At 42.8% G+C, this 13845-nt stretch carries 10 protein-coding genes, 2 tRNA genes, 3 rRNA genes and 1 pseudogene; 14 read left to right on the plus strand and 2 right to left on the minus strand.

The features are described from left to right. The 5 genes from STRIC_RS09425 (at nt 1) to STRIC_RS09445 (ending at nt 3704) form a co-directional block, all read left to right on the plus strand. Nucleotides 1-1338 (plus strand): PTS galactitol transporter subunit IIC, encoded by a 1338-nt coding sequence (locus tag STRIC_RS09425; RefSeq protein WP_008090026.1) that lies wholly within the window; start codon nt 1-3, stop codon nt 1336-1338. Continuing rightward, a complete protein-coding gene (locus tag STRIC_RS09430) occupies nt 1338-1622 on the plus strand; it encodes a PTS sugar transporter subunit IIB (protein WP_008090362.1) in 285 nt (94 codons plus the stop codon). Before STRIC_RS09425 ends, STRIC_RS09430 begins: the two co-directional genes overlap by 1 nt. Before the next feature lie 2 nt (nt 1623-1624). After that, complete coding sequence (locus tag STRIC_RS09435; protein WP_008090329.1) at nt 1625-2467, plus strand: class II fructose-bisphosphate aldolase; 843 nt, start codon at nt 1625-1627, stop codon at nt 2465-2467. After that, complete coding sequence (locus STRIC_RS09440; protein WP_008089707.1) at nt 2464-3186, plus strand: triose-phosphate isomerase; 723 nt, start codon at nt 2464-2466, stop codon at nt 3184-3186. Before STRIC_RS09435 ends, STRIC_RS09440 begins: the two co-directional genes overlap by 4 nt. Before the next feature lie 113 nt (nt 3187-3299). Then, entirely contained in the window at nt 3300-3704 is a 405-nt protein-coding gene (locus STRIC_RS09445; RefSeq protein WP_407635926.1) for a YjbQ family protein, read from the plus strand. Between the two features lie 112 nt (nt 3705-3816). Here the strand turns inward: STRIC_RS09445 and STRIC_RS09450 are convergent, their stop codons facing one another. Further along, nucleotides 3817-4839, minus strand: a complete 1023-nt coding sequence (locus STRIC_RS09450; protein WP_200857385.1) for an IS30 family transposase — start codon at nt 4837-4839, stop codon at nt 3817-3819. 367 nt (nt 4840-5206) lie between these two features. Between STRIC_RS09450 and STRIC_RS09455 the strand changes: the two genes are divergently transcribed. The 9 genes and pseudogenes from STRIC_RS09455 (at nt 5207) to STRIC_RS09495 (ending at nt 12898) form a co-directional block, all read left to right on the plus strand. Continuing rightward, nucleotides 5207-6755 (plus strand): 16S ribosomal RNA (locus STRIC_RS09455). 51 nt (nt 6756-6806) lie between these two features. After that, a tRNA-Ala gene (locus STRIC_RS09460) sits at nt 6807-6879 on the plus strand. A 272-nt stretch (nt 6880-7151) separates the two neighbouring features. Next, nucleotides 7152-10054: ribosomal RNA gene (locus STRIC_RS09465) — 23S ribosomal RNA — on the plus strand. An 89-nt stretch (nt 10055-10143) separates the two neighbouring features. Then, nucleotides 10144-10259, plus strand: a 5S ribosomal RNA gene (gene rrf, locus STRIC_RS09470). Together the 16S, 23S and 5S rRNA genes with 2 tRNA genes alongside form the textbook arrangement of a ribosomal RNA operon. A 5-nt stretch (nt 10260-10264) precedes the next feature. Beyond that, a tRNA-Asn gene (locus STRIC_RS09475) sits at nt 10265-10338 on the plus strand. Between the two features lie 53 nt (nt 10339-10391). After that, nucleotides 10392-11141: a tRNA pseudouridine(38-40) synthase TruA gene (truA, locus tag STRIC_RS09480; RefSeq protein WP_008089839.1), complete on the plus strand. Its 750-nt coding sequence runs from the start codon at nt 10392-10394 to the stop codon at nt 11139-11141. Further along, nucleotides 11131-11866, plus strand: a pseudogene (locus STRIC_RS09485) (bifunctional hydroxymethylpyrimidine kinase/phosphomethylpyrimidine kinase). The gene truA and the pseudogene STRIC_RS09485 overlap by 11 nt, the downstream one beginning before the upstream one ends. After that, nucleotides 11853-12314, plus strand: a complete 462-nt coding sequence (locus tag STRIC_RS09490; RefSeq protein ID WP_008089607.1) for an ECF transporter S component — start codon at nt 11853-11855, stop codon at nt 12312-12314. The pseudogene STRIC_RS09485 and the gene STRIC_RS09490 overlap by 14 nt, the downstream one beginning before the upstream one ends. Before the next feature lie 8 nt (nt 12315-12322). Beyond that, a complete protein-coding gene (locus STRIC_RS09495; RefSeq protein ID WP_008089668.1) occupies nt 12323-12898 on the plus strand; it encodes a TIGR01440 family protein in 576 nt (191 codons plus the stop codon). Between the two features lie 26 nt (nt 12899-12924). On the opposite strand, the gene STRIC_RS09500 is transcribed toward STRIC_RS09495, so the two are convergent. Next, nucleotides 12925-13764, minus strand: a complete 840-nt coding sequence (locus STRIC_RS09500) for a mechanosensitive ion channel family protein (RefSeq protein ID WP_008090020.1) — start codon at nt 13762-13764, stop codon at nt 12925-12927. Nucleotides 13765-13845: the final 81 nt, after the last annotated feature.

Genomic DNA, 13845 nt, shown 5'->3' on the forward strand with positions numbered 1-13845 from the left:
ATGTTTGACATACTGCAAAGTTTTATTGATTTAGGAGCAATCGTTGTTCTACCTGTCTTAATTTTTATTTTCGGACTCTTACTTGGAACACCTGCCAGAAAGGCTTTCAATGCGGGCTTAATCGTTGGGATTGGATTTGTTGGTTTAAATCTAGTTGTGGAGTTATTGTCTGGTAGTTTGGGTAAAGCGGCTCAAGCTATGGTGGAACGTTTTGGACTTCAGCTGACTACTCTTGATGTTGGGTGGCCTGCAGCAGCAGCCATTTCATATGGAACCTTGTTAGGCAGTCTGGCAATTCCTCTTGGGATTGGAATCAATATTCTATTATTGTTTATAGGATGGACAAAAACCTTAATGGTTGACATGTGGAATTTCTGGCATGCCGCTTTTGTGGCGTCACTAGTATATGCGGTAACCCATAGTTTTGCGCTTGGTTTGTACGCTATGGTGACCTATCAAGTGATGATTTATCTTTTAGCAGATATTATTGCACCAGCTATCAAACGCTTCTATGGATTTCCTAACATTACTTTCCCACACGGTACTTCAGCTCCAGGATTTTTAGTGGCTATTCCTTTGAACTGGCTCTTTGATAGAATTCCGGGATTTAATAAGATTGAGGCTGATCCAGAAACCATTCAGAAAAAATTCGGTATTTTCGGTGAAAGCACAGTAATGGGGTTGATGATAGGAATCGTTATTGGCTTGCTAGCAGGATATGATATGCAAGGAACCCTTCAGCTAGGAGTCAAAACGGCAGCTGTAATGCTTTTGATGCCTCGTATGGTTTCAGTCTTAATGGAAGGTTTGGCACCTATTTCAGAGGCTGCTAATAACTTTGTTCAAAAACGCTTCCCAGGTCGTGAAGTCAATATCGGCATGGATTCAGCTTTATCTGTCGGCCATCCAGCTGTTTTATCAAGTTCCCTTTTGTTAGTTCCGATTACCATATTATTAGCAGTAGTCCTACCAGGAAATACAACATTACCGTTTGGAGACTTGGCAACCATACCGTCTGTGGTGTGTTTGATGGCAGCAGTTTTCAGAGGAAATATCATTCGAACTGTAGTCGGTGGTTCCCTCTATATGGTGTCTATTTTGTACATTACGTCTTGGGCAGCTCCGCTAGTAACTTCAGCTGCTAAAGCAGCCAAATTTAATTTAGAAGGGCATTCTCGTATCACAGCTATGGCAGAAGGTGGACTTTGGCCAACAGGACTATTTATTGCCGCTGCTAATTATTGGCCATGGGTATTTATTTCTCTGATTTTAATCATTTCTCTAGCAGGGCTTTATATGGTTAATCATTCTAAAACAAATAAAAGTGAGGTAAACTAATGAAAAAATTACTAGTAATGTGTGGCTCTGGAATTGCAACGTCAACAGTAGTGATGGGGAAAGTAAAGACTTGGCTACAAGAAAATGGCTACCAAGATCAGGTTCAACTTTATCAATCAAAGATTGCTGAGGAAATCAATCATATTGATGATTATGACATTGTTATTTCAACAACTGTCGTCCCTGACCAAGTCAAAGACAAGGTTATTATGGGATTGCCTTTATTAACTGGAATAGGAACAGAGCCCTTATGGGCAGAGGTTAAAAAAGAAATCGAGGCCTAACCATGCGAGTGAGTATGTCAGCCCTTCTTAAGGCGGCGCAAAAAGGGCATTATGCTATTCCCGCCATGAATTTTATTGATTTTAATAGTGCTAAAGCCTACGTTGAAGCAAGTGAAGAAAAAGATTTGCCACTCATATTGGCGTTTGCCCAGTCTCATAGTGACTGGCTTAGCCTAGAAGAGGCGGCAGCAATCGGACGATACTTTCAAGAAAAAGCAAAAACACCAATTGTGCTTCATTTAGATCACGGACAAGATAGTGCTTTTATTAAAAAAGCTATTTCACTAGGTTTTAATTCGGTTATGATTGATGCTTCTTTGGATAGTTTTGATAAAAATGTTAGAAAAACCAAAGAAGTGGTAGCTTATGCTCAGTCTCATCAAGTAGCTGTTGAAGCTGAGATTGGCTTTGTGGTAGCTAATGAAAATTTAGAAAATCACAAGAAAATAGAGTCGATTTATACTGAGGTATCGGTAGCAAAAGCTTTTTTTCAAGAAACCCAAGTTGATTCTTTAGCGGTATCTATTGGAACAGCTCACGGGATTTATAAAGGAAGGCCTCACCTTAATTTTCAACGTTTGCATGAAATAGCACAAGAACTTCCAATTCCACTAGTCTTACATGGAGGTTCCTCATCAGGAAATCAGAATTTAAAACGATGTTCCCAAGAAGGGATAGCTAAGATTAACATCTTTTCTGACGTCATGGCAGCAGCCTATCAAAAAAGTCGTGATTCTGCCGCTTATGATTACCCTAGCCTTAATCGAGCTATGATAGAAGCTATGAAATCAGTGCTCATACATTATTATGAGGTCTTTGGAACGAAAAAGGAGCTGAGTTTATGACAAAAAAATGTTGCCCAAACTTTTTTATCTTTAATCCTAAGTCCTACTTATATGGGGAAGCATTACTTGAATTAGCAGAGCTAGCAGATAGCTTAGTGGAGGAAACAATCAGCATTTTTGTGACAGGACCCTATGTTAGCTTACCTGCTATGAAAGCGAGAACGAAACAGATTATAGTAACAGCTCAACATTTAGATGGCATAGAGCCTGGAGCAGGCATGGGCAAAGTACTACCCGCTTCTTTGGTGGATGCGGGGGTTGATGCCGTTTTCTTAAATCATGCTGAGAAGCCATTGACACTTGCAGAGTTAGTAGAAGCCTTAAAAGCAACTAAAAGGTATGGGTTACTTTCCATTGTATGTGCTAATTCAGTTGAGGAAGCACGTGCCATTGTATGTGCTAATTCAGTTGAGGAAGCACGTGCCATTGCTATGCTTAACCCGGATATCATTTTGTGTGAACCAACAGAACTCATTGGTACAGGAAAAAGAAGCGATTTATCCTATATAAAAGAAACTAACCAAGCCATAAAAAGTGTTAATCCAGATATTCTTATCATGCAAGCGGCAGGTATTAGTAGTGCAGAGGATGTTTACATAACCTTAAAAGCAGGTGCGGATGGTACAGGCTGCACTAGCGGCATAGTCAAAGCACCATCTCCAAAAGCAATACTAGAAGAAATGGTTGCCGCCCTAAAGCAAGCAGTAAAGGAGAGGTAGATGGTCATTTTTCAAAAAAACATCCTATAAAAACAGTAGCTGCTAGAGATAGCTACCATGATATAACAACATTAGTAGCAGAATCTATTAAAGAAAGTGGTATTCAAACAGGAATCTGCCTTATTCATAGCCCACATACCACCTGTTCCATTTTTTATGAAGAATACACGCATGATGATTACAATGGGGATGATTACCTCTCGCTTGACTTATCAAAGAAACTTGAGAAAATGATTGAGCCACACCTTTCCAAAGATAGTTACTACTATCCTGGTCCCAAACACTATGAAGCAGTAGAAGCTTGGCCTCATCCAGAGCAATGGTTACCAAATGGTGATAAGAAAGCTTTGTGGAATGGCGATGCACATCTAAAAGTAATCTTAATCAGTTCTAGTCAAACTGTTCCAATAAGTAAGGGTAAACTTTCGTTTGGCAAAACAGGATATCTCTATTTTGTTGATTTCGATAGAACTAGAGAAAGGGAACGCTTTTTTCAACTAACGATAATGGGAGAATAGCTGCTCAACTTAAAGCAAGTACCAATTTGGTGCTTGCTTTTTACAAAATAAAAATTTTCGCAAGTTGTCAAGTCAAGTGCAACCAGTTCATAGATAACTAGAGTTCCAGATGTTAAGCTGTTCGGGATAGCTCAAACAGGAATTTTGAGGATTGATATTGAAGAAGTCGTCTTGGGCGCTCATTGATGGCAGTAATATAATTGTCAAGTTCTTCAGAGGTTAGTGGATTAAGTGAGACTCCTTTAGGGACATATTCTCTGAGGAGGCCATTGAAGTTCTCGTTTGTTCCTCTCTCATGTGAAGAATAGAGATGTGCAAAGTAAACTTCAACAGCTTCTAAGTTTGAGAGTAAACTAAACTCAGAACCATTATCCGCTGTGATGGATGCAATAGGATACTGACTGATGAGATGCGTGACAGCACGGTTAATGGTTTGGGACTGCTTGTCTTCTAGCTTAACTCCTAGTGCATAGCGTGTCTGGCGCTCTACCAAAGTCAACATAACAGCTTCACCTTTGGTTTTCTTGCCGAGAACCAAATCAATCTCCCAATGCCCAAATTCAGAACGATCATTAATATATTCTGGACGTTCTTCGATAGATTTACCTAAAGTCTTCTTATTCGTCTTCATGACTTTCTTAGAACGTTTTCTGATACTAACCATCTTAGGCAAATCGATTGGTTTAATAGCTAATACCCCCTCTTTGATATAACGATAAATCGTTTTGGTAGAGGGGACGACTTCTTCAGGATGGTTCACTTTGTAAGTCTGAACAAAACTATCCACACTATGGAGACGAATGTTAGCCGTCAAGGCAGATTCTAATTGTTCAATGAACCTAGCGGAGCAGTCATTCAACTTGAGATAAGAACTCTTTTGACGATTGGTTTCATAGACACGTTGCCCACTATCAGCGAAATAGGCGTTGAAGAAGGTTTGTTTTCCATTCTTATCCTTTACCTGTTCTACTGAACCACGTTTTATTTCTCGGCAGATTGTAGAACGGTGACGACCCAAGAGTCGAGCAATCTCAGCGGGTTTCTTTCCCATTTTAAGATAAGCAGCAATTTCACCCCGTTCTGTGGCTGAAAGATGAGAATAGGATGATTTTCTGGTAGAATTAATGTTGGACATGTTCATCTGCTTTCCATACTGAATTGGGGAATTCTAGTATATCAGACGAACATGTCTTTTTTGTTGCACTTCATTTTACAACGCGGGAAATAAAAATTTTTTTAAAAAATGGTTGACAGAGACAAGTTGATCTAGTATACTAATAAAGTTGTCAGATGAGAGGACGCGTCAGTGAAAGAAACTGAAAAAAAGTAGTTGACAAGTTTTCTTAGATTTGATAGAATAAAGAAGTTGTCTCGCAAGAGATAAAGACCTTTGAGAACTGAATAAGACGAACCAAACGTGAGGGTGATATGGAGACATATTACCCGTCAAAAAACGAGAAATAAATCTGTCAGCGACAGAAAAGAACGAGTAAGTTCAAACTATAAATGAGAGTTTGATCCTGGCTCAGGACGAACGCTGGCGGCGTGCCTAATACATGCAAGTAGAACGCTGAGGACTGGTGCTTGCACTAGTCCAAGGAGTTGCGAACGGGTGAGTAACGCGTAGGTAACCTACCTCATAGCGGGGGATAACTATTGGAAACGATAGCTAATACCGCATGACAATTAAGTACACATGTACTAAATTTAAAAGGGGCAATTGCTTCACTATGAGATGGACCTGCGTTGTATTAGCTAGTTGGTGAGGTAACGGCTCACCAAGGCCACGATACATAGCCGACCTGAGAGGGTGATCGGCCACACTGGGACTGAGACACGGCCCAGACTCCTACGGGAGGCAGCAGTAGGGAATCTTCGGCAATGGACGGAAGTCTGACCGAGCAACGCCGCGTGAGTGAAGAAGGTTTTCGGATCGTAAAGCTCTGTTGTTAGAGAAGAACGGTAATGGGAGTGGAAAATCCATTACGTGACGGTAACTAACCAGAAAGGGACGGCTAACTACGTGCCAGCAGCCGCGGTAATACGTAGGTCCCGAGCGTTGTCCGGATTTATTGGGCGTAAAGCGAGCGCAGGCGGTTCTTTAAGTCTGAAGTTAAAGGCATTGGCTCAACCAATGTACGCTTTGGAAACTGGAGAACTTGAGTGCAGAAGGGGAGAGTGGAATTCCATGTGTAGCGGTGAAATGCGTAGATATATGGAGGAACACCGGTGGCGAAAGCGGCTCTCTGGTCTGTAACTGACGCTGAGGCTCGAAAGCGTGGGGAGCAAACAGGATTAGATACCCTGGTAGTCCACGCCGTAAACGATGAGTGCTAGGTGTTAGGCCCTTTCCGGGGCTTAGTGCCGCAGCTAACGCATTAAGCACTCCGCCTGGGGAGTACGACCGCAAGGTTGAAACTCAAAGGAATTGACGGGGGCCCGCACAAGCGGTGGAGCATGTGGTTTAATTCGAAGCAACGCGAAGAACCTTACCAGGTCTTGACATCCCGATGCCCGCTCTAGAGATAGAGTTTTACTTCGGTACATCGGTGACAGGTGGTGCATGGTTGTCGTCAGCTCGTGTCGTGAGATGTTGGGTTAAGTCCCGCAACGAGCGCAACCCCTATTGTTAGTTGCCATCATTCAGTTGGGCACTCTAGCGAGACTGCCGGTAATAAACCGGAGGAAGGTGGGGATGACGTCAAATCATCATGCCCCTTATGACCTGGGCTACACACGTGCTACAATGGTTGGTACAACGAGTCGCAAGCCGGTGACGGCAAGCTAATCTCTTAAAGCCAATCTCAGTTCGGATTGTAGGCTGCAACTCGCCTACATGAAGTCGGAATCGCTAGTAATCGCGGATCAGCACGCCGCGGTGAATACGTTCCCGGGCCTTGTACACACCGCCCGTCACACCACGAGAGTTTGTAACACCCGAAGTCGGTGAGGTAACCTTTCAGGAGCCAGCCGCCTAAGGTGGGATAGATGATTGGGGTGAAGCCGTAACAAGGTAGCCGTATCGGAAGGTGCGGCTGGATCACCTCCTTTCTAAGGAAATGGAATACGTTTATCGTCTTATTTAGTTTTGAGAGGTCTTGTGGGGCCTTAGCTCAGCTGGGAGAGCGCCTGCTTTGCACGCAGGAGGTCAGCGGTTCGATCCCGCTAGGCTCCATTAAAACAGGATACTAACAGACGGTTCGCTTGCGAAAACTTCTGTAGAAAATTAGGAAACTGACAAAGTGTGTTTACACACAAGGAAGTTTATCTATTTTCCTAAGAAGTTAGTCTGGAGTTCAACTCAAGTTTCTGTTTTATCTATAGTCCATTGAAAATTGAATATCTATATCAAATTCCACGATCAGAAATGATTGTAGAAAAGTAACAAGAAATAAACCGAAAACGCTGTAAGTATTTAATGAGTTTAGGTCGCAAGACCAAAAATAAGGTTAAGTTAATAAGGGCGCACGGTGGATGCCTTGGCACTAGAAGCCGAAGAAGGACGTGACAAACGACGAAATGCTTTGGGGAGCTGTAAGTAAGCGCTGATCCAGAGATGTCCGAATGGGGGAACCCGGCATGTAATGCATGTCATCCATGACTGTTAAGGTCATGAGAAGGAAGACGCAGTGAACTGAAACATCTAAGTAGCTGCAGGAAGAGAAAGCAAACGCGATTGCCTTAGTAGCGGCGAGCGAAACGGCAGGAGGGCAAACCGAGGAGTTTACTCCTCGGGGTTGTAGGACTGCGACGTGGGACTTTAAAATGATAGAAGAATTACCTGGGAAGGTAAGCCAAAGAGAGTAACAGCCTCGTATTTAAAATCGTTTTGAGCCCTAGCAGTATCCTGAGTACGGCGAGACACGCGAAATCTCGTCGGAATCTGGGAGGACCATCTCCCAACCCTAAATACTCTCTAGTGACCGATAGTGAACCAGTACCGTGAGGGAAAGGTGAAAAGCACCCCGGGAGGGGAGTGAAATAGAACCTGAAACCGTGTGCCTACAACAAGTTCGAGCCCGTTAATGGGTGAGAGCGTGCCTTTTGTAGAATGAACCGGCGAGTTACGTTATGATGCGAGGTTAAGTTGAAGAGACGGAGCCGTAGGGAAACCGAGTCTTAATAGGGCGCTTTAGTATCATGATGTAGACCCGAAACCATGTGACCTACCCATGAGCAGGTTGAAGGTGCGGTAAGACGCACTGGAGGACCGAACCAGGGCACGTTGAAAAGTGCTTGGATGACTTGTGGGTAGCGGAGAAATTCCAAACGAACTTGGAGATAGCTGGTTCTCTCCGAAATAGCTTTAGGGCTAGCGTCGATGTTAAGTCTCTTGGAGGTAGAGCACTGTTTGGGTGAGGGGTCCATCTCGGATTACCAATCTCAGATAAACTCCGAATGCCAACGAGATATAATCGGCAGTCAGACTGCGAGTGCTAAGATCCGTAGTCGAAAGGGAAACAGCCCAGACCACCAGCTAAGGTCCCAAAATATATGTTAAGTGGAAAAGGATGTGGGGTTGCACAGACAACTAGGATGTTAGCTTAGAAGCAGCTATTCATTCAAAGAGTGCGTAATAGCTCACTAGTCGAGTGACCCTGCGCCGAAAATGTACCGGGGCTAAAACATATTACCGAAGCTGTGGATTACCTTTAGAGGTAATGGTAGGAGAGCGTTCTATGTGTGAAGAAGGTGTACCGTGAGGAGCGCTGGAACGCATAGAAGTGAGAATGCCGGTATGAGTAGCGAAAGACAGGTGAGAATCCTGTCCACCGTAAGACTAAGGTTTCCAGGGGAAGGCTCGTCCGCCCTGGGTTAGTCGGGACCTAAGGAGAGACCGAAAGGTGTATCCGATGGCCAACAGGTTGATATTCCTGTACTAGTGTATATAGTGATGGAGGGACGCAGAAGGCTAACTAAAGCGTGCGAATGGAAGAGCACGTCTAAGCAGTGAGGTGTGATATGAGTCAAATGCTTATATCTAATACATTGAGCTGTGATGGGGAGCGAAGTTAAGTAGCGAAGTTAGTGATGTCACACTGCCAAGAAAAGCTTCTAGCGTTTAACTATACACTACCCGTACCGCAAACCGACACAGGTAGTCGAGGCGAGTAGCCTCAGGTGATCGAGAGAACTCTCGTTAAGGAACTCGGCAAAATGACCCCGTAACTTCGGGAGAAGGGGTGCTGACTTAGGTCAGCCGCAGTGAATAGGCCCAAGCAACTGTTTATCAAAAACACAGCTCTCTGCTAAATCGTAAGATGATGTATAGGGGGTGACGCCTGCCCGGTGCTGGAAGGTTAAGAGGAGTGCTTAGCGTAAGCGAAGGTATGAATTGAAGCCCCAGTAAACGGCGGCCGTAACTATAACGGTCCTAAGGTAGCGAAATTCCTTGTCGGGTAAGTTCCGACCCGCACGAAAGGCGTAATGATTTGGGCACTGTCTCAACGAGAGACTCGGTGAAATTTTAGTACCTGTGAAGATGCAGGTTACCCGCGACAGGACGGAAAGACCCCATGGAGCTTTACTGCAGTTTGATATTGAGTATCTGTACCACATGTACAGGATAGGTAGGAGCCATTGAAGACGGGACGCCAGTTTCGTTTGAGGCGATGTTGGGATACTACCCTTGTGTTATGGCTACTCTAACCCAGATAGGTGATCCCTATCGGAGACAGTGTCTGACGGGCAGTTTGACTGGGGCGGTCGCCTCCTAAAGAGTAACGGAGGCGCCCAAAGGTTCCCTCAGACTGGTTGGAAATCAGTCGCAGAGTGTAAAGGTATAAGGGAGCTTGACTGCGAGAGCTACAACTCGAGCAGGGACGAAAGTCGGGCTTAGTGATCCGGTGGTACCGTATGGAAGGGCCATCGCTCAACGGATAAAAGCTACCCTGGGGATAACAGGCTTATCTCCCCCAAGAGTTCACATCGACGGGGAGGTTTGGCACCTCGATGTCGGCTCGTCGCATCCTGGGGCTGTAGTCGGTCCCAAGGGTTGGGCTGTTCGCCCATTAAAGCGGCACGCGAGCTGGGTTCAGAACGTCGTGAGACAGTTCGGTCCCTATCCGTCGCGGGCGTAGGAAATTTGAGAGGATCTGCTCCTAGTACGAGAGGACCAGAGTGGACTTACCGCTGGTGTACCAGTTGTCTTGCCAAAGGCATCGCTGGATAGCTATGTAGGGAAGGGATAAGCGCTGAAAGCATCTAAGTGCGAAGCCCCCCTCAAGATGAGATTTCCCATGATTTTATATCAGTAAGAGCCCTGAGAGATGATCAGGTAGATAGGTTAGAAGTGGAAGTGTGGTGACACATGTAGCGGACTAATACTAATAGCTCGAGGACTTATCCAAACCGAAGTCAATATTGACAGCGAGGCGGTTTCTTGATAGAATATAGATATTCAATTTTGAGTGGACTACACAAGTAGTGCCCAAAAGAGTTAAGTGACGATAGCCTAGGAGATACACCTGTACCCATGCCGAACACAGCAGTTAAGCCCTAGAACGCCTGAAGTAGTTGGGGGTTGCCCCCTGTTAGATACGGTAGTCGCTTAGCCTTAATCCGCCATAGCTCAGTTGGTAGTAGCGCATGACTGTTAATCATGATGTCGTAGGTTCGAGTCCTACTGGCGGAGTAAGTTGAGTGAAAAAACTTCTACTTATTCGTTATTAGTGATAAAATAGTTCTATGTTTAGATATAAAGCAATTATTTCTTATGATGGGACCTTATTTTCAGGTTTTCAGAGACAGAGTGCAGCTCGTACAGTTCAAGAAGAGATTGAAAAAACACTATTAAAACTTAATAGTGGCGTTCCTGTACAAATTCATGGTGCTGGACGAACTGATGCCAGTGTTCATGCTTACGGTCAGGTTATTCATTTTGATCTTGAAGCACAGTGTGATATTGAGAAGTTGCGATTTGCTCTTGATACGCAGACACCAGATGATATTGATGTGGTTGGCTTAGAAGAAGTGGCAAATGATTTTCATTCACGTTACAATAAGCACTCCAAAACCTATGAGTTTATTGTTGATATTGGTCGTCCTAAGAATCCTATGATGCGAAACTATGCGACACACTATCCATATGCTTTGGATATTAGTCGGATTGAAGATGCTATAAAGGACCTTGTTGGGACTCATGATTTTACTGGTTTTACAGCTGCAGGGACTTCCGTTGATAATAAGGTACGAACAATTACTCATGCCAGTGTTTGTCACGAACCATCAAAGCAGTTTTTGATTTTTACTTTTTCGGGGAATGGTTTCCTTTATAAGCAAGTGAGGAACATGGTAGGTACCTTATTAAAAATTGGGAACGGACGGATGCCAATTGAACAAGTTAAGTTGATTTTGACAAGTAAAAATAGGCAGTTAGCGGGTCCTACGGCTGCAGGAAATGGATTATACTTAAAGGAGATTCAGTATGAACAATAAGTACCTATTAGCCATTTCAGGCAATGATATTTTTTCTGGTGGTGGCTTGTCTGCTGACTTAGCCACTTTCTCAGCTAATCATTTTCATGGATTTGTGGCGGTGACTTGTTTGACAGCTGTCTCTGAGAATGGCTTTGAGATTTTTGAGACTGGTCCGAAGGTTTTTTCCTTACAGCTGAAAAGTCTTGGAGAAGTACCGTTTGTGGGGATTAAAATCGGATTATTACCGTCGGCAGATAGCATTAAAGAGGTACGTGATTTTCTTAATAATCAAGTATCTATTCCATGTGTACTTGATCCTGTTTTGGTTTGTAAAGAGAAGCACGATCACGCTGTTTCCTTATGCGACCATTGTGACACCTAATCTTGTGGAAGCTGAGATATTATCACAAATAGCTATTAGAAGTTTAGAGGATATGCGACAGGCAGCTAAAAAAATCTATGACTTAGGTGCCAAAACGGTGGTCATAAAAGGGGGAAATCGTTTTAGTCAGGATAAGGCCTTTGATCTTTTTTATGATGGACAGGCATTTCACTTATTTGATTATCCGATTTTACCTCAAAATAATATTGGTGCAGGTTGTACCTTTGCGTCAAGTATTGCTAGTCATTTGGTCAATGGCCATTCTATTTTGGAAGCCATTAAACTAGCTAAGGATTTTGTTTATCAAGCTATTTTACATTCAGATCACTACGGAGTAAAACAACATTATGAAGAAAACTAACTTACAGCAATTAAGCTTAATGGCTATTATGACAGCACTCACGCTTGTTTTAGGTTTATTTGTTAAACTACCTACTCCAACTGGAGTAACCACTTTATTAGATGTAGGTATTTATTTTACAACTTTTTATTTTGGTGGTCGTCAGGCTTTTGTCGTCGGTGGCTTATCTGCATTTTTATTCGACTTGATTAGCGGTTACCCACAATGGATGTTGATTAGTCTTGTAGCACATGGCGGACAAGGTTATCTAGCAGGATTCAGTGGTAAATCGCGCTTCTTGATGCTAGTTTTAGCTACTTTGTTTATGGTAACAGTCTATTTTTTGTCATCTTCTATCATGTATGGAGTAGGGACTGCCTTGGCTGAAGTACTAACAAATACTATGCAAAATCTGGTTGGAATGCTTGGTGCTTATTTGTTAGTTAAGGGTTTAAAACATTTGAGATGAGGCGTCATATGGACTTAATGGCATTAAAAGAACAAACACAGGCTATCATTAGTGATATTTTGGATCGTTCAGCTATTCAAAAAAATCAGTTATTTGTTTTGGGGCTATCCTCTAGTGAGGTGGCTGGTGGACTTATTGGAAAAAACTCCAATTTAGAAGTGGGCGAAGCCATTGTTAGTGTGCTTTTGGAAGAGCTAAAATCCAGAGGGATTCATCTTGCTGTTCAGGGTTGTGAGCATATTAATCGCGCATTGGTTGTTGAGGAAAAAGTAGCACTGGATAAAAATCTTGAAATTGTCAATGTGTTGCCAACACTTCATGCAGGAGGAAGTGGCCAATTGGCTGCCTTTAAATTAATGGAAAATCCTGTTGAAGTGGAAGAAGTTGTTGCTCATGCAGGGATAGACATTGGGGATACTGCTATTGGAATGCACATAAAGAGAGTTCAAGTTCCTCTTATTCCGCTTCAAAGAGAGCTTGGCGGTGCTCATGTGACAGCTTTGGCTAGTCGTCCTAAGTTAATTGGTGGTGCCAGAGCAACTTACAAAGAAGACATCATTCGAAAAAATGGAACCATTGGCTGATTTACCCAATGGTTCTTTTATGTTATTTATTTAATGTGTGGCATAGCTGGAGCCGTTGGAAGATCAATACCAGATTTTATCAAGGCTTTCTGATAGAAGGCGTAGAAGGTGTGGTAAATCATAAATTGCTGACCATTTTCTGTGAAAATAGTAATACGAAAAATAAATTGACCATTTGGGTTGGTTTGTGGTCCAAGGATGTTTGGTTTTCCAACAATTTGTGGGAAGTTAGGGAGTTCTTGTTCATTGACGGCTTCAATAATTTCGGTAACTTGACTAAGGTCAGTAGTGGAATATAAAGGAATTTCAATTAAAGCACGCATATTGCCCCGAGATTTGTTGCTTACGACGGTAATACTGCGGTTTGGGATAAAGTGCAGTGTTCCATCAAAACCACGAATTTGGGTAGTCCGAATGCCAACACTAGAAATATTACCTTCAATATCGGAAATAGCAACGGTATCACCGACTTCAAATTGATTTTCAAAAAGAATGAAAAAACCATTGACAACGTCAGACAAAAATCCTTGTGCTCCTAGCCCGATGGCAACCCCTGCTATTCCAGCTCCGGCTAAAAGACTGGATACCGGAATGCCAAGTAAGCTTAGAATCCAATAAATTAATAAAAAATATAAGACATAATTGAGAATATTGTTCATTAATTTGGAAAGGGTTTTTTTCCTGGCTTCTGTTTGGCGAGAATAAGAAAAGGATTTTGTAATGGCCTTTTCAAATAAATAGGTAACAAGTTGCTTGAACAGGACAAAGAAAATCAAAAGCAGCAGTAAAGATCCAATTTTTGTCAATAAAGCCACTGCTAATTCTTCAAAATGCAGTTGGTTGAGGTAGTTAGTTATAATTGTCATAAAAAACCTTTCTATCTTTGTTAGTTTATCAAAAAAGCACTTAAAATGAAACCAGTTAGTCAGCACTTTTCTCAATGCTAT

The organism is Streptococcus ictaluri 707-05 (genome assembly GCF_000188015.2).
Classification (GTDB): domain Bacteria; phylum Bacillota; class Bacilli; order Lactobacillales; family Streptococcaceae; genus Streptococcus; species Streptococcus ictaluri.